This window comes from Pullulanibacillus sp. KACC 23026, from assembly GCF_029094525.1.
In the GTDB taxonomy this organism is placed as follows: Bacteria; Bacillota; Bacilli; order Bacillales; family Sporolactobacillaceae; genus KACC-23026.
Genome location: NZ_CP119107.1, coordinates 4,505,140 through 4,529,401 on the forward strand (window position 1 = coordinate 4,505,140; position 24,262 = coordinate 4,529,401).

The window sequence follows — 24,262 nt, forward strand, 5'->3', positions numbered from 1 at the left end:
AAGATTATCGGTTTCCACACCTTGTTTCAATCAGGATTCACTAACCGTTTTATACAACTTAATGAATAGGTTCTCCCCTGAATGGATGCTTGAAATTCTCGAATTGGCAGAGATACCCCTGTCAATCTTTTTAGATGATATCTATCTCCTTTACTTTCTAACGGCAAAAAAATACCCATTTCCCTTAAATATGGAAATGAGGCTAATGGGGTTTCCCGATTAGGATTGTTAAATCATCATGATTAACCAACGGGGCGTGATCTGATGAACTAAAATAGGTATTAATTTGTTCATCTGTACAGGAATTGAAGAGCTCATAAAGATCAAATAGCTCTCTTTGGTGAAAATCAATTCCATCCGAGTACATGATGAGCCAGGCATTCGGTTCCACAATCAATTCATGAACTTCTAAATCAATAGGGCGCCCTGACAGAAAGCCGTTCTTTGATCTCGGTTGAATCACTTGGGTCATGCTCATCACTAATTTCAACCGAATATTACCTACTCCACAATATTCAAGTTTGCGAGTTTTTTTATAGTACTTAATGATCGAAAGGACAACCCCTCTATAGTTGCTTTGGTCCTTATTAACCTCAAGAATAATCCTCTTAATCGGTTGATCCTGCAGGCGTTTGACGGTCTCAATAGCTGCCTTAGATGCCTTTTGAGCTGCTGGTCCGCTTCCTAATCCATCGGCGATGACACCTATCATGGTTTCATCCGTTTCTTTTAACCAGTAGCTGTCTCCACAAGCCATGTGATCGTTTTTAGGTTTTTGAAAAACCGAGAATATATATGATTCAAAGGTGAATTGTTCAATCATTGCATCATTTCAATCCCATCATTATTGAGAGCCTCGCGAAGTTTAACAAGAGCTCTTCTTTGAAGTCGCGAAACATGCATTTGAGAGATGCCTAGACGTTCACCTGTTTCCTTCTGACTTAAATTATCAAAATAAGTGAGCTTCAGAATGGCACGCTCCCGTTCAGTGAGGATGTTCAATACTTTCTGAAGAAGCAGGCCCTCATTTATTTTTTCATAACCAATGTCCTTTTTTCCGATTAAATCTAATAAAGTTACCGTTCCGCCTTCACTATCAGCCTCTATTTTCGAATCAACCGAAATAGCGTTGTAACTTTTCCCTAATTCCATCGTTTCCAAAACGTCCTCTTCTCCCACATCAAGGTAATTAGCAATCTCATCTATCCTCGGCGAACGCTCAAGCGAACGAGTCAATTCATCGACAGCCTTCTTAATTTTTGGCCCTAGTTCTTTTACCTTTCGCGGAACATGAATGCTCCATGTCTTATCTCTTATAAATCGCTTGATTTCTCCAGCAATAGTCGGCACCGCAAAAGCTTCAAACGACTTACCAAAAGAAGGATCGAATCGACGGATAGCCGAAAGCAAACCAATCATTCCTACTTGATACAGATCCTCTTGCATCATTCGATCTCGCGCGAATTTTCTTGAAATAGAATGCACAAGGTCTTGATATTTCTGAACTATAATGGTTTTGATTTGTTCATCATCAGGGTTTGCTTGATGTCTCTTTATTAAAGAATAAATATCGTCCTCAGAGGGATCAATCATGTGATAAGTAGGCCCTGTTTTCATGGTGCTCCACCTCATCCCCACTTAAGAACTTGGTCATGAAAACGACAACCCCAGCTTCAATATTAACCGTTACTTGATCCATTAAGGTTTCAATTAAATAGAGCCCTAATCCGCCCTCGTTCAATTGTTCTAAGGTCATCGAAGCATTAAGAGGCTTCATTTCTTGAATAACTTTCTTTGCATCAAAGCTTTGCCCGTGATCAATCACCATAATCTCTAATCTGTTCTCATAGGTGAGAAGTTTAATATGAACTTGCCCTTCTTCTCCCTCCTTATAAGCATGATTAACCGCATTGGTACATGCCTCTGACACCGCAACCTTTATATCTTCTATGTCATCATACGAGTAACCCATGCGATTGGCTACTCCTGAAGTGGCGAGCCTTACAATTCCCACATATTCCTTTTTGGCGGGGATCGTCAATTCGACGACATCTGAAATCCCTTTCATGGTCTTCCCTCCAAATGCTGAACTTCGACTATCTCTGAAAGCCCCGTAATATCAAAGAGCCTCTTAACCCGCGAGGTTAACCCTTTTACAATTAAAGAGCCCTGATTCTTTTTGGCAGATTTATAACCGGCAATAATAACCCCTATCCCCGTACTGTCCATATAAGAAACCTGACTCATATCCAAGACTACTTTATTAGCTTCTTTTTCTGTCAACTCAAGCAATGCTGTTTTCAGCCTTATGGCAGTAAACGCATCGACTTCACCATTTATAATTAGAATCTCTTTGCCATCTTCACTTTTAGACTGAATCGTTAAATTCATATTCATCCTCCCACTCGACGGTCACTCTTTTTTTCATTTACCCTAGTAAAGACTAAACTAAACCTGACGTTTCATAATCACAAGAGTAAAATCATCCCTCAAACGGAAGTCTTGCAGCCTTTCTAATTCCTTATAAACAAGTTGAACACTGTCCGCTGCTGGCTGATCCAAATAACGGGAAATGATCGCTGCCACTTCCTCGCGTTCAATAAAGCGATCTTTAGCACGGCATTCGGTGACTCCGTCAGAAAAGAGAATGATGGCATCCCCCGGATTAATCATCACTTCATATTCTTGGTAAACGGTCCCTCTAGAGAGTCCCAAAACCCTCCCCTTTGAAACCAATTCCTCGAATTGCTTCGTTTTGGAATTGTATAAAAAACCTGGTTCATGACCAGCAGATGAATACGTAAATAAATGAGTCTCCGGATCATAAAGTCCATAGTACATAGTTATGAACATGCTAGGGTCCACGTTCTGTTCAACCACTCGATTTAGACTTTCAAGCACGGCACTTGGCTTGGATAGTTGGTGTGACAAGCTGTCCATCGAATATTTAATCATGGACATACTCATGGCAGCAGGAATCCCTTTTCCAATAATGTCGGCTATGGCCACACTTAAACGGTCCTCATCATCTTTAACAAAATGATAATAGTCTCCACTCATTTTCCTTGCCGGCTTACTAATGACCCCTATATCAAGATAGTCGTAATTCGGGAGTTCCTCAATAAAAAGGGATTTCTGGACATTCGCTGCTATTTCCAATTCAGAATCAAGCTGCTGCTGCTTATCACGCAAGCTTTGATGTTCTCTATAAGCAAAGCCATAACCAATCATGACTTCCAGCAAAAATTCAAATGAAGCTCTTAACCGCGCATCTATTTCTGGAAATAGTTTATTTAAAACGTCAATGTGCAAGCTAATAACTTCGTCTGGAGATACACTTTGTTCAAGCATATATCGGCTAAGAATCTGGCCCTTATATAGTGTTGTTTCATCTCTTTCTCTAATGTATCTGTCTAATAAATCCTGGTATTTCTCAAACCAATTATCATGTGCCATGTATGCGAACTCCCCTCATCTTAACGGAGAAATTTCATCGCAGTAATAACGGTTCCCTCGCCTACAGTTGACAAAAGGTCAAACTCATCCATAAGGCGCTTAACCCCCGGCAGTCCTGCTCCTAAACCTCCTGATGTTGTATAACCATCTTCCATTGCCTTGCTAATATCCTCAATTCCCGGCCCCTGATCCTCTGCTTTAATCCGTAAGCCGACTTTGCCATCCAATTCTATCGCTTCAATCCACACTCGCCCTTTTCCGGCGTATAAATAAATGTTTCTTGCCAATTCAGAAATAGCGGTAGTTATCCTTGCCTGATCGACATAGCCAAACCCTAATTCCTTAGCAAGCTGCCTTCCTTGCTGTCGAGCATGAACAATGTCCCACTCATGCTTAATCTCGACACAAGTTGGAGATGCCATCATTGCTCCTCCAGGTCTTGCTGCAATTTTTCAAGACCTTGTTCTAAATCCAGAGCAGTGGGAACTCCTCTGAGGTTAATCCCAAGATCAATAAGCGTAATGGCAACAGCTGGTCGAATGCCTGTTAGAACTACTCGGGCACCCAACAACTCTGACATCTTAACAACATCCCCCAAAATCTTAGCAATGTAGGAGTCGACGATCTCAACGGATGTTAAATCAATGACGACACCGCTCGCACCCGTTTCATGAATCTTATTAAGCAAGTCCTCTTGAAACTGAACCGCCGTCTGATCGTCTAACTCTACTTGAATAGTAGTTAGAAGGTATTGCTTTAATTTTAGTATTGGGATTCTCATGGTCATCCCTCCCCATTTGTGTGAATAATCTTCCTCTTGGTCAACTTAAGCGCTGTTTCAACTCCCTTTTGAAGGGAACTTCTTGTTGGAAAATCCTTCAGATCAATCCCCAGGTTTACAATGGTTTGTGCAATTTCGGGGCGGATACCTACAAGAATGCAATTAGCACCAACAAGACGAACCGCCTCAGAGGCTTGAATGATATGGTGTGCGACCATCGTATCTACAATTGGAACACCGGTTATATCAATTAAAACAACTTCTGATCGATGCTGGATGACTCCGTTTAATAAATTTTCGATAATAAGCTTGGCTCGTTCCGTATCAATCGTGCCAATAAGCGGCATGACCGCAATATTGTCCAAAATTGGAATTAACGGCGCCGACAATTCCAAGAGAGCGCGCTTCTGAATACTTACGGTTTCTTCCCAAGAATTTGTGGCATCCTCAATCAATTGTTCAAATATAGGATTCATAATGCTATCCATTTCTTTAAATAGCAAAACGAGTTGTCCCTTGTTTTCATTGTTTTCTTCTAGGAGAATCGAAACAAGTGCACTCCGAAACACTTGAAGCCCGCTCATGAGATAACTTAACGGCCAGCCAAACGCAAGGAAACGTTTGACAAGCCCCTGAAGGTGCACGTCATCACTTTGGGTACCATTTAAATAATCAAAAATTAAATCTATGTAGTTATCATTGGTTGATTCTAATATCTTCTTATCAAGAGGAATAACCGTATTCTTTGGGCGCGCCTCAATCATGCGTTCATTCCAATAGTCTTTAATCTCCGTGCGTTTTGATTCAATCAGATTTCCAAACGTGTATCCCATAACTTCCCCCTTAATAAGAGTTTCGCCTTTATCTCCATAGTTTAATAGCTTAATAGAGTTCACCATCTTAGTCGTTAATGACCTTCCTCTATTTGAAGTCACCCATATTATATATTTGAATATTGGGAAAACACCCAATACTGAAAACGATGAGACTAAAATAAAAAGTTGCTCTGATTCGACCGAGCAACTTTTCTGCGATTAAAAATCTATTAGCCCTAAACTAATCTGGATCGCCTCATTAACACGAGCCATCATCTCTTCATCTAGATGCGTAATTTTATCGGTTAGCCGTTGTTTGTCAATGGTGCGAATTTGCTCCAATAATATAACGGAATCTCGGTCAAATCCGTACCTTTTAGCATCAATTTCGATGTGTGTTGGGAGTTTTGCTTTTTGTATTTGAGCAGTAATGGCGGCAACAACGACGGTAGGACTAAAGCGGTTCCCGATATCATTTTGAATAATGAGGACGGGGCGGACACCACCTTGTTCAGAACCGACAACCGGAGACAGGTCGGCAAAGTACACGTCACCGCGCTTAACTATCACGCTGCTTACACCCCACTTACTAGACGCTCGAGAGTATTTTCGGCCTCCTCTTCAGCTATAAAAGCCTCCGATGCAAGGTTCAGATTTATTTTGGCCATCTCCATATATCCCTGTCTCATCGCTTCACGAATTTGGCGTTTATTTCGTTCTTTTAAATAACTACTGACGGCTTGGCTAAGGAAATCATTTCGATTTAAATTGTCTAATCTTGCCATCCCATCAATCTCCTGCAAAAGATGTTGCGGTAATCTTACCTTAATTTCTTCTGACGACTCAGCCATAGTCGTGCACCTCCAGAAAGTGGGTTCCCTCAATAATATTCTATTGTCTATCTTAACATTACAAAGAACTCATTGCAAAATTATCTTTTTAAAAACGGGTTGGCCATTTTCTTCCTTTATTCAGGAAGAATGGGATTCTTTTCTTTCACCTTTTTTCCGTTTTTTAAGTATATCCTAGGAATACGTTCGTTAATCATGCAAGGAACCTCATAATTAATGGTCTCTAATCTGTCTGCTATTTCATCAATTGGAATATCCTTACCAATCAATGTGACGGTCGTCCCAATTGGGTAAGGGCGATCAAGTTCAAGCATCAACTGGTCCATGCATATACGTCCAATAATTGGGACCCGCTTACCGTCAATAAGGACATCGCTGCCCGACAGTCGACGAAGCCATCCATCGGCATACCCAATTGGCAGTGTCCCAATCCAAGTCTCCTTCTTGGCCTTATATGTGGCACCGTAACCAACCGTCTCTCCCTCGGCAATTCTCTTAACATGCACTAATTTACTATACAGTGAAAACGATTCTTCTAATTTAAAAGGAAGCTGTTCCTTCATGGCTGGTGACGGGCTGAGCCCATACATGGCAATCCCATACCGAACCATATTGTAGAGGTTCCCTTCCTTTTTCAAAGCCGCAGCACTATTGGCAGCATGAATGACATTAGGTTGTACGCCTAATTCATTAAAATAATCAACAAAGTCTTTAAAGGAGCGCTCTTGCTCATGAAAGAAGGCAGGGTCTGGTTCATCCGCAGTTGCGAAATGAGTAAAGGCACCTTCCAAAATAAAACGAGGCTCCTCCTGAATGATTTTGACAACATCGGCTAATTCTTCTTTTGTGCGAACGCCGATACGCCCCATTCCTGTATCACATTTTATATGCAGGAAGACTGGATTCTCCCCTTGATAAAGCCGTCTTGCCTCCAAAAGCCATTCGTTTTGAAAAACAGTCAGCGAAATAGAATAGTCGCTAGCGATATGGATATCCTCTGGACGAGTCCAACCTAGTACAAGAATAGGAGCTTTAATCCCCTGTTTTCTTAATACGAGTGCCTCATCAAGAAGTGCAACACCAAGCCAAGTGGCCCCTGCTTCTAAAGCGGTCTCGGCAACCTCCACCGCACCATGGCCATAGCCATTTGCTTTGACTATCGCCATGACTAGTGTTTGACTTGGCAGATGCTGTTTGATGTGGTTTACATTTTGATAAATAGCGTCTAAGTTAATTTCCGCCCATGAATCTCTATAATACAACATAAGGCTGTCTAATCCTTTCCATAAACTCTGGCCTCATTTTATCACAGTGCTTATAGGCCTTACAATCGCCCCCTTTGGCAGATAAAAGAAGAAAAGCGCTCCAACAATTCAATTGGAGCACTTTAATCAGGTTCTAAGCCGTTATTTATTTAGTCACTTGTCCAGAAACAGATTCAGCGATTTCCTGCATCTCACTTTGTGTGAGGTTATCTGAGACAAGATAGAAATCCATACCGTCTTTGGACCATGAAAGCGAATGATCCGTCATGACACCAAAAGATTCTTCCAGATCAACAGGCTGTGCCGTCGTTTCGATCGCTTCACTTGTCGGCGATACTTGACTTTGAGTTTCAATCAACGTATAACCTTTGTCACCTGTATACTTCATGATGAATTTTTGAGGGCCGCTATTCGTAACTTCCTGTGAATAAGAGAGTTTAGCACCATCTAGATTCATGGTTGGTTTCATGACTGTAAATGGTTGAGGTGTGGCGGATGTTTGTGCATCCAGCTTAGCCGTCGCCATGTTTTTATCTACATCAAATGTACTGTTATCAAATGATGGGTTGACTTTAAAAGACTTGAAGGTAATGTCGATCATGACATTCATGTCTTTGTCCATCACTTTAACATTTTTCGGAGTCAGGCTCTTTTGATCAAGCGTAATGCTTTGATTAGCAAGCAATTGCGTTTGATAATTTGTTTTGGTTGTAAAAACATAACTTTTGTCTTTTGCTTCAAAAGCCGCGTTGGCATCCTTTTGGATATCCTTGACCAATGATTGGTACAGATAATATTGACTTCTGTTATTAGGCCATTCACTTTGGAAATGATACTTTTTATTTTGAGAAGGTGTTAGAACGAACACTCCGTCTTTATTCTTTATAATCATTTGGGTGTTTTCTTTCTTCCCATCATTTAAAACAACTTTATAATTATCCGGCTTCTGATACCAAATTTCAGCCTCATACACCTTTTTCTGCTCACCATTTTTAAAAGTCATTTCAGCAACCGTATGATAACCTTGCAGAGAGTCCATCTTCTTACCTAAATCTTTGACCACATCCGCTTGAGATTTCTGTCCACAACCAGCAAGTATGCCGACCAGGAGGATCCCAAGGATAAATACAAAAATTAATTTTTTCAACTTATCCAGCCCCTTTGTCTCATGTTCAGTGACAAAGAAGGGATTCTATTCTAGCTCATGGCACCCGACTTATAACCTATTTTGATCGACTTTTATAGACCCTTCCCCCTCCTCCTCTCCTTATTAAGAAGGTTGGGGGCCTTATCCAAATTGCTATATCCATGTTTGCCCCATCCTTTCTAAAGCTCGTACGTGTATCAATCGGTTTTCGGCATGCCATTTGCCAATAGTCCCTCCTAACGTACTAGCAATATATGAGACAAATCCTCTAGATATGCAGACTAGCCTGACAAGCCTTCAATAATTACATAAGCAGCCGCCATTTCTTTGGTATGTGTTAAGCTAACATGGACCGATTCAGTCTCCGAGCAGACGGTTGATGTAAGTATGGGCTTTCCTGCCGAATCGTTTAATATCTCTACGTCCTGCCAGGATAAGGCTTTCCCTATACCGGTTCCAAACGCTTTCGAAAAAGCTTCCTTAGCCGCAAATCTCCCCGCTACAAATTCAAGTTGACGCCGTTCGCTTAGTGTTAAATAGACTTGGTATTCACTTGTTCCCAGGACCCGTTTAATGAACCGCTCATTCTTCATCGCCTGTTCAATGCGATCCATTTCTACAAGGTCCATGCCAATCCCTTTAATCATGACATCCCTCTTTTAATTCTTTGTCTTCGATTGTTTTTCTATAATATAATATAAAAATACGACCACTTCATTTAATCACATCGTATTTTTGAATGAAAGGTGTTCAGTGTGTTGCATTAGATATCCAATGATACCATTAGGAGGCTGTACATTTGTTTATAAGAACGGAAAGCTTTCGAGATTTTCTAAAATTCTACCCGGTTGTTGCATCGATATTGGCTTTGACTATTTTTCTCTTCCTTGTCTATCAGTTGGCGAGTCTTTTTCATATCACCCCGTTGATTGCTCTTTTCAATGATGGCGTCGGCTATAATCTCGGCATTGCCCAAGGCCAATTATGGCGATTGGTGACACCCTTGTTTTTGCATTTCACCTTCTCCCATATTTTGTTCAATGCCTTTTCTATTTTTCTCTTTGCGCCGGCCCTTGAAAGGATACTAGGGAAAACAAAATTCATCATTGCCTTTTTGGGATCAGGAATTATAAGCAACCTTCTCTGTTACTTTTTTGGTGATCTTGCCCTCGCATACATAGGCGCTTCATCGGCCATTTTCGGTTTGTTCGGCATTTATTTATTTATCATTGTCTTTCGGAGAGAGCTCATAGACCGCGTGAACACCCAAATCATCGGGATTATATTATTACTAAGTGTTGTGATGACCTTTTTAACCCCTTCAACTGATATTCTTGGTCACTTATTTGGGCTCCTCGGCGGCTTTATACTTGGCCCTATCCTTCTCTTCCAAACAACAAAACGCCGCTTTTAGAAAAAATTAGCTTTCCCTGAAGGACACCTATGTGACCTGGATCCATTTTAGGTGTGATCGTACCCAATTGCATTTAAAGGATTCAAGAGATTTTGGCCCTCCAAAATCTCTTTTTTTCAGCAACGGTTTAAGTATACTTTTCCCATTTAATTACTTGGTTATTAACCGAGCTTTGGTGGATCAGACCGCGATCAACCGGCTTATAGCGCATTCCTTTGCCATCCAGCAGATGGGGGTTTCTATAAAAAAGAATGCCAAATTAATTGTATATCTCCATAAAAACTTCCATTTTTTCTTAACAATTCTTGATTTTTTTATTAAAATTAGAACAGATTAACGGACGTCACGGCATCAAATACGACCTTTTTTCAAAATAACATCCCATAAGAGTACAAGCAAACCGCTGTAATTTTTAAACGAGATTTTTTATTTAGAAGGATGACAATGAATGATCGGACAACGAATTCGCTTTCACAGAAAAAGACAGGGACTTACGCTTGAACAGCTATCGGAAGGGATCTGTTCCGTCTCTTACCTTAGTAAGATTGAACACGGTGATAAATCAAGTGATGAAATCTCACGTTTACTCTGCGAAAGACTAAATATTGAACATGAAGAAATGAGTCATACGGAACAAATTGACCAAATCCATCAAGAAATTAATCATTGGTACTCCCAAATGATTACGATCCCTAATCCCATTGAACTTAATCCCATAAAGGAATCATTGGAAGAAAAAATAGCACTTATACAAGATCCTTGTCTATCAATGAAGTATGAATTAATGTGCTTCTATTATTATTTAGCCCTCCAGCAATATGACAGCTCAAGTCAACTCAAAAAAAAGCTCCATATATTTGAGGAAATGTTTGATGTTGAACTTCAATATTATTACAACCTTTTTAGCGGGATTTACTTCAGCAACATCACTCATCTAGATGAGGCTTCAGAGTGTCTATCTAAGGCTGAGGAACTCCAGAACAGACTGCCTCATTCCGATCAAAATGAGGCTGAACTTTGTTACCAAATAGGAAGGATGGAATGCTTAAGGTACCAAATTTCCAAATGCATTCAATATTCATCAAAGTCCCTTTCCCTATTTAACCAGTCCTATAATTTAAAACGCATTGCAGACTGCCAGATCCTGCTCGGTATCAGCCATCGAAGGATTAATAATTTTGCCCAATCCGAACATCACTTTGAACAAGCGCTCAAATTCACTTCAATATTGAAGAGTGATCAGCGCACCTCCATACTTTATGATAATATGGCTTATTGTTACGCCGGGCAGAACAATCATACATTAGCAATCGATTATTTAACCAAAAGCATCGAAATAAAGAGGAAGAATAAAGAATTGGCTTTTTCCGTTACCTCTACGCTCACCCTCTTGGCTGAAGAGTATTTTCGAATCGGGGAATTTAACAAAGCAAGAGAAACAGTAGATGAAACCATGGAACTAATTATTCCATCGGATCAATCGATTGATTATCTAAAATTAGTCGTACTTGATTATCAACTCAGCGACCCTATACATCCTGATTATGAAAGCTTCCTAAGGCAGAAAGTCATACCTGTTCTGGCTGAGCGGAATATGTGGGAAGAAGTTTCCCTTTATTCAGAGCAATTAGCGGAATATTACTTCAAGAAGCATCGCTATAAGCTTTCTAGCGTTTACTTTAAAAAAGCCAACGAGGCAAGAAAAAATATTTTATAAGCCTTATCCTTGATTATTTTAGTTATTTAGAATTGAATTTTTCGTTGGGATTCGGCATACTAAAGAGGAATGATTAATAATAGGCAACGGTTTATCATAGAAAGGAGAACATGTTTCATGGCTTTTGTTATTACATCTCCATGTATTGAAGAAAAGGCAGGAGAATGCGTTGAGACCTGTCCTGTAGATTGTATTGTTGAAGGTGACGATCAATTTTATATTGATCCCGATATTTGTATCGACTGCGGAGCTTGCGAAGCGGTCTGCCCAGTGGAAGCCATCTATCCAGAAGAAGAAGTACCAGAAGAAGAGCAAAAGTACATTCAACTCAATCGCGATTTCTTTAAATAATAGAAATCCCAAAAGAGTTTATTTAGAAAGCGACACTTTTAAATTTTTTTTGGGACGAGGCTGAGACAGAAGAATTTTACGAATAGAAAAAACCGAACTCATTCACACCTTTTAATGTGATGGGTTCGGTTTTTCATTTATAAGTTAAGTCATTTAGGAAACGCTAGTCAAAATACGTCGCTTTCCGCGGGCACGGCCCAAGCCTCCTGAGCAAGGAAAACGCTCGCTTCCGGGGTCTTCGGACATGTGCTGTTCCCGCAGGAGTTTACCTATTTTGACTACGCTCCCTATTTGCTTCTGTCCTTATAAACATTTAGTGTTCGGAATTTAAGTCAGTTAGTTTCGTTTTGTCCCAGCCTCGTTCCCACTTTTTTTACTGGACTAAAGAGGTCTGTCCCCACTATTAATCGTGGTCATTCTTTAACTATTTGACCCGGCACCTTTGAGGAAGCCAATTAACGATGTAAGGGCTCGATTCACATCCGGATCCTTAAAAGCTCTGAGCAAATCAAACACATCGGTTTTATTCCCATTAGCTACCGTTTCTTCCGCTTTCTCAATACCTTTATTCACACGTTGAATGAGCGGCTGCAGCTTTTCCACATCGAGCTCCCCAACCATTTGAGCGAGCTTAATCAAATGGACAAGCACCGAGGTGTTTGAAGGCTTATTAAGTTCTCGTGCCGCAATGCCTATAAGTTGATCCCCTTGCCCCACAAGTGCTGTCATGAGATCCAAAAGTCCGCGGTCATCCATCCTTTGGAGAAAATGAATCGATTTTTCAACGGCTTCTCTTTGCTCATAAAGAGCTTTAAGCAGCGCTTCCTTGTCCTCTGACTGCTTCACTTCAGTAGAAACAGGCATTCGTTCAATTTGTTGGATTGCCTTAGCCACGGGTATTCAGCTCCTTCTTTTGTTTCACCAGTTCTCCAGGATAAACATAGTTTGTTTGAGACCACTTCTTCTCAATATTCACTCCTGGTTGCGGGGTGCGTTTTCCAAAGCGATGATTATTCTTAGGCAGCGGAATGTTGCCCTCCACCTCTAGAACCTCCATTCGAACAGCTGTATCTTTATAAGCTGGCGTATCCGTATCTTTATCAACCTCACTTGTTGTCAGTTGATTGACTGCCCCTTCTCCATTATCGTTCATTGGGACATAAACTTCCTTACCTTTAACCCTGTCCGTCACTAAGACACGCCCCTTGGCCGCACCCGTTTTCGATACTAAACGAATGAGAGAACCGTCTTTGATTCCGCGTTCTTTGGCGAGTTCTGGAGATACCTCAAAGAATACGCCGGGTGTTCTTCTAGTGATGCCTAAGGATTTATAAGTCATATTGCCCTCATGAAAATGTTCAAGAAGACGTCCATTATTTAAATGGAGGTCGTACTCATCACTCGTTCCTGTTGTTTCCGTCCAATCAACTGGGAAAAAGCGAGCTTTACCATCAGGAAAATGAAATTGCTTCGTATAGAGAAGCGGTTCATCCGTCCCATCTGCATGGACAGGCCATTGAAGACTGTCATATCCCTCTAATTTATCATACGTGACACCTGCCATAAGTTCAGTAAGCGGTGCCGCTTCAGCCATGATTTGAGAAGGATGAGTATATCCCCAATTAACACCCATTGCGCCGGCAATCATCTGGAGAATTTGCCAGTCTGGTTTAGAATCCCCTAATGGTTCTAGGACCTGGTAGAGGCGCTGAATGCGACGTTCAGTATTCGTGAAAGTCCCCTCTTTCTCTAGGCTTGGAGCAGCCGGCAAGACCACATCTGCAAACTGAGCTGTTTTGGTCAGGAAGACATCTTGAACGACAAAAAAGTCGAGTTTTTCAAAGGCATCCTGGACATAATTGATGTTGGAGTCTACAATTCCCATGTCCTCACCCATGAGAACAAGCGCCTTCAATTTGCCCATATGAATGGCATCGACCATTTGATGGTTATTAAGCCCTACCTTACCCGAAAGTTTGGTTCCCCAAGCCTTTTCATACTTAGTCCTGACTGCATCATTCGTAACAGCCTCATACCCCGGAAAGTTGTTTGGCATACTTCCAAAATCTGAGCAACCTTGAACGTTATTATGACCTCGCAATGGATAGGCGCCTGTTCCTTTTCTCATATAGTTACCGGTCATAAGCAGCAGGTTAGAGATTGCTGTTGATGTATCGGAGCCGCCTTTTTGCTGAGTGACGCCCATCGCCCAACAGATGCAAACCCCATTTTTCGCTTCATGGATCATCTTCGCCACAGCAATCAGAGTTTCTTTAGGCAAGCCCGTTTTCTTGGATGCATACTTAAGAGTAAACTTTTCTAGCGATTTCTTGTATCCTTCGAAATTAGTCACCCATTTATCAATGAATGCTTGATCTTGCCAGCCTTGATCTAAAATATACTTCGTAACAGCAGATAACCAGATCAGATCGGTTCCGGGTTTTGGATGCAAGTGAATATCTGCTCGTTCTGCCATTTCATGCTTACGAATATCGGAAACAATGAGCTTCTGCCCTCTTGTTTTGTGAGCGCGTTTAATCTTAGCTGCCAAAACCGGATGAGATTCTGCCGTATTCGTTCCAATTCCAATAACAAGATCCGCCGCCTCAAGGTCACTGATCGAACCAGAATCTCCACCGTATCCGACTGTACGGAATAACCCGATGGTGGCAGGAGCCTGGCAATAGCGTGAACAGTTATCCACATTATTGGTTCCAAACACTTGTCGAGCGAGCTTTTGCATCAGATAGGATTCTTCATTGGTTGCTTTTGATGAAGAAATAAAAGCTAAGGCATCCGATCCATAGGTAGTCTTAATGGACCCCAACTTTTCACCGATTACCTCCATTGCTTCCTTCCAGCTGACTTCTTTAAAAACGCCCCCTTCACGAACCAATGGCTTCTTTAACCGTTCTTCACTGTTCACATAATCCCAGCCAAATTTTCCTTTCACACAGGTTTGAATTCCATTAGCAGGTGAGTCCGGCTGCGGTTCAACCTTTAAGATTTTACGGCCTTTGGTCCACACATCAAAGCTGCAGCCAACCCCACAATAGGTACAAACCGTTTTGGTTTTCTTAATATGCTCGTTTCGAAGAGCGGATTCGCCGTCTGACAGAGACATTAATGAGCCATACCCCGTCTCGACCTTTTTCGTCAAGTCAATCATCGTTCTTAAGGTATCCGGCTCAATACCTGTTAAATAGCCTGCTTCACCAAGCATCGACTTTTCCATTAGAGCATTACATGGACAGACAGTGACACATTGTCCGCAGTTCACGCAGGACGATTCATCGATTGTACTCCCCCCGTCCCATAGCACTCTAGGGCGATCACTGGACCAATCGATCGATAGTGTTTCGTTCACTTGAACATCCTGACAGACTTGTACACAGCGTCCACAGGCAATGCATTGATCGGGGTCATAGCGATAAAAGGACCCCGAATAATCCGCTTCATAAGGCTTAAAAGAAAAAGGTTCATCTTGATGTTCAATACCCATGCTTTTTACCGTATTATGTATTTCACAGTTACCATTGTTGTTATCACATACGGTACAGTAGAGTTCATGATTGACCAAAATCCGATTCATGGCAATTCGTCTTGCTTCCTGGAGTTCTTTGGTCTCGGTTTCAACAACCATACCTGGCTCTACTGTCGTCCCACAGGCGCGAACCAGCTCTCCATTCACCTCCACCGTACAAGTATCACAAGTTTGAATTGGACCGAGCGAAGCATGATAGCAAAGACCCGGTACATCCATTTCAGCTTCTCGGATAAGATCCATCAAATTCTGTCCTGGATCAGCCAAAAACGCCTTGCCATTAAGTGTCACCACCACATGTTCTGCCAAAACTTAACCCTCCTTGTAAGCGCTCTTATTTATTTTGGACTATTATAACATCTAAATTAAATATTCCAAAAGTTAAAAACACTATAATCGACCTATTTCTGCCTTAAAAAGGTGAGTGATCCCATCATCCTTCACTCCATTATATGCGGATCCTTTTAGAAAAACTTGGCTTGCCCTAAAGGACACCTCATGTGATCTTCTTACATTTATGGATCACAAATAGAAGTTGCCCTAAAGGACACCTCATGTGATCTCCTTACATTTATGGATCACAAATAGAAGTTGCCCTAAAGGACACCTCATGTGATCTCCTTACATTTATGGATCACAAATAGAAGTTGCCCTAAAGGACACCTCATGTGATCTCCTTACATTTATGGATCACAAATAGAAGTTGCCCTAAAGGACACCTCATGTGACAAACTTAGCGTATAAAAAGAAGCTGTCCACAAAAGTTAAACTTTTGGAACAGCCTTCTCATTTATTTAATAGATAGAGCCTGGCACGATGGATTGAGCGTAAAAGAATAAAAGACCGAGCGCTGCTGCTAATAGCAAATAAAAACCAAACGTTATCCACTTCGTTTTGGCAGTCGCATTGTAGTACTGATTTATCGCAAGCCGTTCACTCTTTAATCGCCTAATATCACGATCAAGCTCTTGATGAAAATAAGTAATATCCTCCCAATTCTGCACGCCCTCAAGCCATTTCATCATTTGCGAATACTTTTCCGCTTTCGAAATAAAGCGATAGTTATTTAGTTTCTGTTTATCATGAAGAATGGGAAGTTTGAAGCCGTCCAAACTGCGGGCTTTATTGTAGATGGCTTTTCTTGTCCGATCCCATTCCCTTAAGAAGTGCATTTTCATCACATCATTAACCAAACGTTCTTCTCCGTATTGATAACTTTGATAAAAGAGATCATTCCAGATAGAAGCCATGTCCCGCTTCATCTCTTCTCTTAGCTCAATCTCAATGGTCAAACGCGAAATTTGGAAATTTTCTCTCAAACGGCTCCACACTGACAAAACACCAAGAATAATGATTATAATAAGTAATGGAGAAGGGAAGAAGTAAGTAAAAACGCCAATGCCTATCAACCCTAAAAGCCATAAATAAGGCGATAAAACGCCGATAATTCGTCCTCCATCTAATGGTGAAACAGGAATCAAGTTAAACAGATTTAACATAGCACCTACAAGTACGGTGACACCCCAAATCGGCTGATGAGTGAGTTGAAAGAGGATCAGCGGAGGCAGGGTTGAAAATAAGCCAAACAGCGGCCCCCCATAAGCAACATAGGCCTCAGTTGCAGCATCTTTCGGACGTTCCTTCATTCCAATTAACGCTCCCATAAATGGAATAAAGATAGCAGGTGTCGTCTTAATTCCTTTTATTCTAGCTGCAACGAGATGCCCCATCTCATGGACAAAAAGGACATAAATGAGGGCAATGGCGAATTGCCATCCGAACAGTACCGCATAGGTGACAAGAGAAAGCACGAGACTGATAAGTGTGCCGCCGAATTTAAACACCTTTAGTGTCACGAGAAGCCATTTAAGCTTGGTCAAAATAAGAAGGCCAATCGTCGCCATGGCACCTTTTTGCTTTCGGCTTCCCTTATTTTCCTTCACATTGGTTCCCCCCTAACGTCATTCATCTATTTTTTTTACCATCATATCATACATTGATAAAGCTAGAGGTAGAACTTTGTCCAAAGGGTCCATTCATCGGCTGACACTTGATTTGTTAATCAGTTTAATCTTAATAGGACCTGTGCTAAACTTTCATGGAGAGGGGAGCAAGCCCTCTAAAGGAGGATACGATGAAACTAATCAAACGAGGCGACCTAGTCCTTGATAAATACGGTAATTATTATTACGCAACAGATATCTCCCCTACTTATGTTCGACTGACTAATGCTTTCATGGATCTCTGCTTTCGTCGAACCTTAGATGACCTATACTTCGAAGAATATAAAGGCCAGCTTATTGGAGAACGCCTGCTTTCTTTACTCAAAGGGAACATCGAAATGATTTTAAATAAGAAAAGCCGCTTCTCCATCATCCCCCTCGAGGAAGTTGAGTCCCACTTCGACGTTTTTATTGATCAACCAACGGATATAACCAATTAAGAGGCTGGGACAAAACTAGACTAACTGACTTAAGTTCCGAACACTAAATTATTATGAGTTCAGGAACAAATAGGAAACGCAGTCAAAATACGGAGACTCCTGCGGGAACAGCACGTGTCCGAAGGCCCCGCAAGCAAGCGTTTTCTTTGATGAGGAGGCTTGGGCCGTGCCTGAGGAAAGCGACGTATTTTGACTAGCGTTTCATAAAGGACTTAACTTATAAATGAAAAACCGAACCCATCACGTTAAATGTGTGAATAAGTTCGGTTTGTTCTATTCGTCAATTACTTTGTCCCAGCGGTCATTTATACTTGGTGCTTTCCCCCTGAATGCTTTGAGACAAACGTGCGTTGGCAAATCGTTTTGTCAATCTACGTTTTTCCCAAAGATGCCGCCCTTTTTGCCAATCGAGAAGCTACTATTTCTTTAAAACTCCTTATTATGAACCTAATATCGTGACTTTTACCGTTCGGCGTCCCCACTTAAGTGCATCATCACGGCTCGACATAAACAAATCAACATGTTTGCCCCTAATTGCCCCGCCAGTATCCCCTGCAACGGCGTATCCGTATCCCTCGATATACAGCTTTGTACCAAGAGGAATAATATTGGGATCCACCGCAACGACTTTTGAATTTGGATTGGCTCTAAGATTGATGCCCGTTGCGGTCTTACCTGAGCACCCCGCACAATAGGCGGTATAAGCCGTTGCACTTACATACATAACGTTTGAAGAAGCAGCAATACTCCTGCTCGTTTTTTGAACCGTCTGAACGGTTTCACTAGACCGGCTCGCCCTTTTTGGGGATCCATGAAGCCTTTTTAAAGTATTTGGACCCACAATCCCATCCATAGAAAGATGATTTGTTTTTTGAAAATTAAGAACTGACAAACGTGTTTTGGTCCCATATATCCCATCAAGATGGCCCGTATAATAGCCAAGTCTTTTTAGCGTTTCTTGAATCTCTTTTACTTTTGGTCCTTTTGAGCCGATAGTCAAATTATGGTCTTGCTTCACATACTTTGATAGTTTTGCTTTTGTCTTTGGACCAACAAGACCGTCTACCTTTAGATCATGGTCTTTTTGGAACTCCTTTACTGCTTTTTCCGTTGTTGAACCGAAATAACCGGTTGGCTTAGTTAACTTATAGTATCCCTCCGTCTTTAGGACGGTTTGAAGACTTTTAACATGTTCACTGTGCTGTCCCTTATACAAAAGCTCTTTGCCAAAGTGGGCGCTGACTAAAGAGGGCAATGATAAGAACGTTCCCGCTAGCGTTGTTGTCATCGCAATATTTTTGACAACTGCTGATCTGGGCTTCATTTCGTGGCCTCCCTTTTAAAAACTTCTTCTTGTTAACTACTATTATGTGGGGTTAAAAGATTCATGTCTTACAAAAAGATTACAAACATTAAGAGAAATTAATGTTATAGATAGAATAAAAAACTGCCCCAAAAAGGACAGCTTCTCATTTTTGATTTATTTTTTTAACCACTCTTTCCGGAATAGACCCATATATATCCGGTCGTATCGTTGATTATCCCGGTAGACCGCTTCACGAATTCGGCCCTCTTCAACAAACCCTGCATTTTCATATAATCGAATGGCGGACTTATTGTAACTGATAACATCCAGTCCAACCCGATGCAAGTTTAATTCCAAAAAAGCATACTGAAGCAGTAAGTTCAAAGCTTCCGTCCCATAGCCTTGTCCACGATCCTTTGTCTGACCAATCCCGATAGACAGGACGCCTATTCCATTTCCCCATTCAATACTGTGAATCGCACCAAAGCCAATCAATCGTTTATCCTCTAATAAACGAATCCTAAAACTGACATGGCTCAAATCCCGTTCATCGCTATCTTGGAAAACGGAGGCGGGTAAAGGAGCAGCAAAATCGGTATCCACGTTTCTGAGATACTCACTATCTTCACTCCACAATGCCATGACTTCAGCATCTTCCTCATATTTACCTGTTAAACAAAGACGGTCTGATTTAAATAAGTCTCTTAGCAATTTATAGGTCCCCTTTATTTTTTTGGGGTGTGCTACGTTTGGCCTCACCCGCAGTTTAGTTGAATACTGTACGGTTAAACGCAACACTGTCCATAGGCGCATCTCCTCTTTAATTAATTTAGATCATTATTACTCACCTATTCTGCTTCGTCAATCGTTTTTTTCCTATTTTGACGCCGAACCATGTAAATAAATAGACCGAGCAAGATCACAATAAGTAAGAGAATTCCTCCATACGCCCATAAGGTTCCCTTCTTTTCAGGAGGATGAACCGCTACTTCAGTTGTCAATGTATACACATTGCTGGAATCCGCTGCTTCCTTCTCACCTTTTCTAAGAGCCATTACCAAAACATCCCACTGTCCTGAATCAGGAAGTGTTACCGTTCCCTCATAGTCACCTGCTTTTTTAAAAACAGGCTTGGATTTAATGAGCTTATTATCGGTATTCTTAAAATAAACCGTCACATTAGCGCCATTATAATTTTTCATCGTTGCTTTTGGCTTATTGGGATCCACCGACACAACTTGGACTTGATAACGCTCCTTTTGGTCAGCATATACCGAGTTTGCGGTTTCCAGACTTGTAATCATCAGATCCTTCTTAGCCGCAGCAAACGCCAAATCTTTAGATGAACTAAATAGGATGAAACTAACGATGACGACACTAAGAAGTGTATAACCTGCATAACGTTTCATGTTAGATCTCCTTAGGGCTCAGGATTCGTCCTGATTGATGGATTCTTTTCGTATAAGAATCATTAACACACTTATAAGAATAAAAGCAATAAGTGCTAAAAGCGGAATCGTAATAAACCCAAACCAATTAATATATCTTCCACTGCAAGGAACGCCACCACCTCGGCAAATCCTTTCAAACCAATGAAAATGCTGCTCACCCAGATGAAGCAAAGAGAAACAGCCGCCAATAATCGTAAGAGGCAAGACATACAGACTAATAGAGCGATCATTTCGGAAACAGGCCATACCGAGTATCAGCGTTAATGGATACATACAAATCCGTTGAAACCAACAAAGCTTGCATGGAGTAAAATCAGCAATTTCACTAAAATAAAGACTCCCGAGCGTTGCAATTAACGCAATCACCCATGCCAAATACAATTTTTTATTCATAAGATAATCCTTTATTTTTGGATTTTATTTAGAGCTTGGTTGATTTGCTGCTTCAAAGCCTCATAATCCAAAGGACTGCCTTTGGTCATCACACCATTAATAAACAAAGTTGGGGTCCCTTGAACGCCTGCTCTTTGTCCCATTAACGTATCACGATCGACCTGATCCTTATAAGAAGACTGCGCTAAGGACCATTTAAAAGCCTTCTCATCTAAAGATGGCACAGCCTGCTTCGCGATTTTAGTAAGCAGATCTTGAGTCACCCAATTTTTGGTTTCATCCCCTTGATTCTCGTATAGAAGTTCATGGAATTTCCAAAAATCAGCTGAATGTTCTTCATAGATCGTTTCACTTGCATTAGCTGCCAAGACGGAATCTTGAGCTATAATAGGATAATTCATAAAATAAAACTGTACTTTTCCCGTATCAATGAAATCTTTCTTCAATTGCGGAAAAACTTGAAGTTCAAAGGCTTGGCAGATCGGACATTTATAATCGCCAAACTCAGCCAATTTAATGGGAGCATCAGCCTTTCCCATTGCCGGTTCATTCTTATATTGAATAACGGAAGAGGTGGTTGGAGTGCTTGTCCCACTGTTTCCGGTTTGATCCGTCTTGACTTTTTGCTTGTTTTGGATGACAATCCCGACAATTAAAACAACCAAGAGTAAGACAACCAAGGTACTCATCATGATTAACCAAGTTTGCCGCTTCTTTTTCTTCTCTTTTTCGCGTTGTTTCAAACGCTGATCTTTGGAAACGTTCTTTTTCTTTGCCATGCACTCACCTCTGCCATTCATTTTATAAGTAGTTTATCACAATTATGAGACAGGTAAGGCCTTCAAGCCTCTACACCCGGCCTAAAATCTTTTCCTTTATAATTAGTCACGGCACTCTATGTAAAAATCAACGCAGCAACGCTTCCCCTCCATGGATTTAGCCAGAGGAGCTTGATTGCCACGTTTTTCCCATTGGTATCATTTTAGACGCCTTGCAAGGAAATCCTTAATCAGAAGCTCTGACTTAAGCTTTTGCTCGAGCCTCATGACGACCTGCTTCATCCAATTCGCGAATCGTCACAAATTTGAATCGATGGTGATACTCCTCAAGAAATGGCTTGAGAGCTTTTAACGTGTTAGCGGGAGCATTAGGATGAGCACCCGGCGTTTTCCCACAATCGTGAAGACATATAATGGCTCCATTCCTTGCATGTTTCTTTAATCGTTTCAGGAGACGTTCACTGCCCAGCCCAAGGTTCCAATCGCCGAGTATGGCTGTCCAAATAACCATTCTGAAAGGTTTGGCTGTCCAATAAGAAAATAAATTCAAGTGCCCCCATGGTGGACGATAATAATAAGGCGCCTGACCGGTGATCTTTTCAACCACTTGCCCTGCCCAGTAACACTGCCTTTTAACATCTATTGGGGTTAGAAGCCAAGTGCTTAAATGACGATAATGGTGGGTCCCAACTTCATGCCCTTCATTCACCATTCTTCTAACCAGATCAGGATATTGTTCAGCAAATTCACCGACAACAAAAAAAGTGGCCTTAGCCTGATACTCCGCTAATAAGTCCAACAGCTGAGGCGTGTACTCCGGGTCAGGTCCATCATCAAATGTTAAAGCCATCTTGCCTGGCACAGATGATCTGTTCAATACCCCCAGTGAAAATAGACGCATTACAAAGGTTGGGAGTAATGTATAAATGATATATAAAATAAGAACCGCTAATATAATGACACCTAACATCAACATCAACGCCTTCTACGGATAATAAATTGTCTTAAACTATTTTAGCATGAAAAAGATTTTATGGAGACGAAAAAGTTTCAAGACAACCTATCGCTTCCGGTGTAAGAAAAGGAGCAGCTTTTGCTGCTCCTTTTCCTGACTGAAATAAACGTTTGTTCTATTAATGGACGGGATCAAAGGTCTTACAATCCGTTTCCTCTTGATCAGAGGCCTGTTCACCAGCATGACTTACCACATAGATTTCTTCCGCTGAACACCGATTTCCCTTTTCCCAAAATTTGCAATTGCTTACTTCACATAAAACATCCTGGGCCATATGACAACACTCCTTTACCTGAAGGATCTTGCTCGTCCATCAAGTGAACGTTGTTGCCTTTATATTTTCTGCAAGACTTCTCTTACTATCCGTTCATCCTTTTGTTAGAACTGCCTCTTTTTCCCTCTTACACCCAATAAACTAAATAATAAATAACGGTCATTAATAAGACAATTCCAAGTGTTAAAAAACCTAAATTGCGATTGCTCATGATTCGTCTCCCCCCAAGCGATTGATCCAATCCATTTGGACAATCAATGTTAATTTTTAAAAATCAGGATTACAAAGTTTTAAAAAGGGGAATAGAAAATGGCGGGAATTCAGAGGCACTTCTTCATATATCTAATAATTAAAACGTCAAGCTCTCGACTCTTTTCGAGCGTTTCTTTAGTATGTATCCCTTGCAGCTCTGCCAAGGCAATCATTTGACTTCTTTTCCTATTAATGGAAGATATAAGCTCCTGGTGGGTTTCTTTTAAAAGATTCATGTTTCATTGCTCTCCTATCCACTTATCGGCTTTTCAAAGAAACATTAATAATTGGTGAACAAAGTCCTACAAATTGTGACAAGTCTTTCAATGCTTCTATTATGATAATGAATGTTAGAAAATTCAATTGTTTAGACAAAACTTATAATTATTCGACAAATTCTCACAAGAAAAAGCGGGGGCTAATGCAAAATTAGCCTCCCGCTTTCAATCATTGCTGCTGGTCCATTTCATCCTTTATCTCTTGTTGCATAAATTGAATCGCTTCTTCACGGCGGGCGTTTTTAGCTTCGATACCTGAACGGTCGCGAGCGGAGCTTTGGGCATCCAATGTTTTTTCCGCTTCTTCCATATTATCTACTGTGTTTTGAACCATCTCCTGAAGCTTCTCAACATTATCGCTGCGGTCATCTGGATTTGGTTTATTTTGATACGCCATTGTAATGGCCCCCTTTAGAAGATGGATTCAGAATTAGTGTGCGATAGAGCGATAAGCTTATGCCTTCCAATTTTTATCTGAATGGCCTTAAATAAAACCTTAATTATTTTTTATATGTTGGTTCAGTTTGTCCCTAAAGAATAATACTATTACTTAATAAGAGACTTGTGATAAAATCTAAAATGGTAAGAAACCTTTATGATTATCGCTCGTCTTTATTAAAAAGGATCGTCTTTATAAAATCTTTATAAGAATTATGGATGAACTTATGTGATGGAGACTGGCTTTAGCCCGGATAACTTGGCGAGGTTTTATGACATTATAGTTTTTATA

29 protein-coding genes are annotated in these 24,262 nt (G+C 40.9%); 4 read left to right on the forward strand and 25 right to left on the reverse strand.

The window, feature by feature from the left end; genetic code table 11:
* Positions 1-202: 202 nt before the first annotated feature.
* From PU629_RS20925 to acpS, 13 genes are all read right to left on the reverse strand, one after another.
* Entirely contained in the window at positions 203-823 is a 621-nt protein-coding gene (locus PU629_RS20925; RefSeq protein WP_275281948.1) for a SpoIIE family protein phosphatase, read from the reverse strand.
* Positions 820-1,617, reverse strand: coding sequence for an RNA polymerase sigma factor SigB (gene sigB / locus PU629_RS20930; protein WP_275281949.1), 798 nt, complete (start codon positions 1,615-1,617; stop codon positions 820-822). Before sigB ends, PU629_RS20925 begins: the two co-directional genes overlap by 4 nt.
* Positions 1,586-2,068 (reverse strand): anti-sigma B factor RsbW, encoded by a 483-nt coding sequence (rsbW, locus tag PU629_RS20935; RefSeq protein ID WP_275281950.1) that lies wholly within the window; start codon positions 2,066-2,068, stop codon positions 1,586-1,588. Before rsbW ends, sigB begins: the two co-directional genes overlap by 32 nt.
* The gene (locus PU629_RS20940; RefSeq protein ID WP_275281951.1) at positions 2,065-2,391 is read right to left on the reverse strand and encodes an STAS domain-containing protein; all 327 of its coding nucleotides are present in this window, start codon (positions 2,389-2,391) and stop codon (positions 2,065-2,067) included. Before PU629_RS20940 ends, rsbW begins: the two co-directional genes overlap by 4 nt.
* A gap of 57 nt (positions 2,392-2,448) precedes the next feature.
* Positions 2,449-3,456 carry a PP2C family protein-serine/threonine phosphatase gene (locus PU629_RS20945; RefSeq protein WP_275281952.1) on the reverse strand — a complete coding sequence of 336 codons (1,008 nt, stop codon included), beginning with the start codon at positions 3,454-3,456 and terminating at the stop codon, positions 2,449-2,451.
* A 20-nt stretch (positions 3,457-3,476) separates the two neighbouring features.
* Positions 3,477-3,878 carry an anti-sigma regulatory factor gene (locus PU629_RS20950; RefSeq protein WP_275281953.1) on the reverse strand — a complete coding sequence of 134 codons (402 nt, stop codon included), beginning with the start codon at positions 3,876-3,878 and terminating at the stop codon, positions 3,477-3,479.
* Positions 3,878-4,237: an STAS domain-containing protein gene (locus PU629_RS20955; protein WP_275281954.1), complete on the reverse strand. Its 360-nt coding sequence runs from the start codon at positions 4,235-4,237 to the stop codon at positions 3,878-3,880. Before PU629_RS20955 ends, PU629_RS20950 begins: the two co-directional genes overlap by 1 nt.
* Positions 4,238-4,239: 2 nt before the next feature.
* Positions 4,240-5,070, reverse strand: a complete 831-nt coding sequence (locus PU629_RS20960) for an STAS domain-containing protein (RefSeq protein WP_275281955.1) — start codon at positions 5,068-5,070, stop codon at positions 4,240-4,242.
* A gap of 201 nt (positions 5,071-5,271) precedes the next feature.
* Positions 5,272-5,622 (reverse strand): type II toxin-antitoxin system PemK/MazF family toxin, encoded by a 351-nt coding sequence (locus PU629_RS20965; RefSeq protein WP_275281956.1) that lies wholly within the window; start codon positions 5,620-5,622, stop codon positions 5,272-5,274.
* 5 nt (positions 5,623-5,627) lie between these two features.
* Positions 5,628-5,903: an antitoxin endoai gene (locus PU629_RS20970; protein ID WP_275281957.1), complete on the reverse strand. Its 276-nt coding sequence runs from the start codon at positions 5,901-5,903 to the stop codon at positions 5,628-5,630.
* 116 nt (positions 5,904-6,019) lie between these two features.
* Positions 6,020-7,168, reverse strand: coding sequence for an alanine racemase (alr, locus tag PU629_RS20975; RefSeq protein WP_275281959.1), 1,149 nt, complete (start codon positions 7,166-7,168; stop codon positions 6,020-6,022).
* Positions 7,169-7,313: 145 nt separating this feature from the next.
* Positions 7,314-8,315, reverse strand: coding sequence for a LolA family protein (locus PU629_RS20980; protein ID WP_275281960.1), 1,002 nt, complete (start codon positions 8,313-8,315; stop codon positions 7,314-7,316).
* Positions 8,316-8,596: 281 nt separating this feature from the next.
* On the reverse strand, positions 8,597-8,962 hold the full coding sequence (gene acpS, locus PU629_RS20985) for a holo-ACP synthase (protein ID WP_275281961.1): 366 nt from the start codon (positions 8,960-8,962) through the stop codon (positions 8,597-8,599).
* Between the two features lie 152 nt (positions 8,963-9,114).
* On the opposite strand from acpS, the gene PU629_RS20990 reads away from it, so the two are divergent.
* The 3 genes from PU629_RS20990 (at position 9,115) to PU629_RS21000 (ending at position 11,797) form a co-directional block, all read left to right on the forward strand.
* Positions 9,115-9,729 (forward strand): rhomboid family intramembrane serine protease, encoded by a 615-nt coding sequence (locus tag PU629_RS20990; protein WP_275281962.1) that lies wholly within the window; start codon positions 9,115-9,117, stop codon positions 9,727-9,729.
* A gap of 448 nt (positions 9,730-10,177) precedes the next feature.
* Positions 10,178-11,446, forward strand: a complete 1,269-nt coding sequence (locus tag PU629_RS20995) for a helix-turn-helix transcriptional regulator (RefSeq protein ID WP_275281963.1) — start codon at positions 10,178-10,180, stop codon at positions 11,444-11,446.
* A 117-nt stretch (positions 11,447-11,563) separates the two neighbouring features.
* Positions 11,564-11,797, forward strand: a complete 234-nt coding sequence (locus tag PU629_RS21000) for a 4Fe-4S ferredoxin (protein ID WP_275281964.1) — start codon at positions 11,564-11,566, stop codon at positions 11,795-11,797.
* A 420-nt stretch (positions 11,798-12,217) separates the two neighbouring features.
* On the opposite strand, the gene PU629_RS21005 is transcribed toward PU629_RS21000, so the two are convergent.
* From PU629_RS21005 to PU629_RS21015, 3 genes are all read right to left on the reverse strand, one after another.
* Positions 12,218-12,691: a helical membrane plugin domain-containing protein gene (locus PU629_RS21005; protein WP_275281965.1), complete on the reverse strand. Its 474-nt coding sequence runs from the start codon at positions 12,689-12,691 to the stop codon at positions 12,218-12,220.
* Positions 12,684-15,650 carry a formate dehydrogenase subunit alpha gene (fdhF, locus tag PU629_RS21010; RefSeq protein WP_275281966.1) on the reverse strand — a complete coding sequence of 989 codons (2,967 nt, stop codon included), beginning with the start codon at positions 15,648-15,650 and terminating at the stop codon, positions 12,684-12,686. Before fdhF ends, PU629_RS21005 begins: the two co-directional genes overlap by 8 nt.
* Before the next feature lie 485 nt (positions 15,651-16,135).
* On the reverse strand, positions 16,136-17,284 hold the full coding sequence (locus PU629_RS21015) for a site-2 protease family protein (protein ID WP_275281967.1): 1,149 nt from the start codon (positions 17,282-17,284) through the stop codon (positions 16,136-16,138).
* A gap of 191 nt (positions 17,285-17,475) precedes the next feature.
* Here PU629_RS21015 and PU629_RS21020 point away from each other — a divergent pair, with 191 nt between their 5' ends.
* Positions 17,476-17,784, forward strand: coding sequence for a hypothetical protein (locus PU629_RS21020; protein ID WP_275281968.1), 309 nt, complete (start codon positions 17,476-17,478; stop codon positions 17,782-17,784).
* A 439-nt stretch (positions 17,785-18,223) separates the two neighbouring features.
* Here PU629_RS21020 and PU629_RS21025 read toward each other — a convergent pair whose 3' ends face one another.
* The 9 genes from PU629_RS21025 to tlp all read right to left on the reverse strand — a co-directional run bounded on the left by PU629_RS21025 (position 18,224) and on the right by tlp (position 23,929).
* Positions 18,224-19,108 (reverse strand): peptidoglycan-binding protein, encoded by an 885-nt coding sequence (locus PU629_RS21025; protein WP_275281969.1) that lies wholly within the window; start codon positions 19,106-19,108, stop codon positions 18,224-18,226.
* A 156-nt stretch (positions 19,109-19,264) separates the two neighbouring features.
* Positions 19,265-19,801, reverse strand: a complete 537-nt coding sequence (locus PU629_RS21030) for a GNAT family N-acetyltransferase (protein WP_275281970.1) — start codon at positions 19,799-19,801, stop codon at positions 19,265-19,267.
* 137 nt (positions 19,802-19,938) lie between these two features.
* Entirely contained in the window at positions 19,939-20,499 is a 561-nt protein-coding gene (locus tag PU629_RS21035; RefSeq protein ID WP_275281971.1) for a hypothetical protein, read from the reverse strand.
* 18 nt (positions 20,500-20,517) lie between these two features.
* Positions 20,518-20,934, reverse strand: coding sequence for a disulfide oxidoreductase (locus PU629_RS21040; protein ID WP_275281972.1), 417 nt, complete (start codon positions 20,932-20,934; stop codon positions 20,518-20,520).
* A gap of 11 nt (positions 20,935-20,945) precedes the next feature.
* Positions 20,946-21,713, reverse strand: a complete 768-nt coding sequence (locus PU629_RS21045; protein ID WP_275281973.1) for a DsbA family protein — start codon at positions 21,711-21,713, stop codon at positions 20,946-20,948.
* 244 nt (positions 21,714-21,957) lie between these two features.
* A complete protein-coding gene (locus PU629_RS21050; protein WP_275281974.1) occupies positions 21,958-22,689 on the reverse strand; it encodes a polysaccharide deacetylase family protein in 732 nt (243 codons plus the stop codon).
* Between the two features lie 157 nt (positions 22,690-22,846).
* Entirely contained in the window at positions 22,847-23,002 is a 156-nt protein-coding gene (locus PU629_RS21055) for a DUF1540 domain-containing protein (RefSeq protein WP_275281975.1), read from the reverse strand.
* A 320-nt stretch (positions 23,003-23,322) separates the two neighbouring features.
* Positions 23,323-23,490, reverse strand: coding sequence for an aspartyl-phosphate phosphatase Spo0E family protein (locus tag PU629_RS21060; protein ID WP_275281976.1), 168 nt, complete (start codon positions 23,488-23,490; stop codon positions 23,323-23,325).
* Positions 23,491-23,701: 211 nt separating this feature from the next.
* Positions 23,702-23,929 carry a small acid-soluble spore protein Tlp gene (gene tlp / locus PU629_RS21065; RefSeq protein WP_275281977.1) on the reverse strand — a complete coding sequence of 76 codons (228 nt, stop codon included), beginning with the start codon at positions 23,927-23,929 and terminating at the stop codon, positions 23,702-23,704.
* Positions 23,930-24,262: the final 333 nt, after the last annotated feature.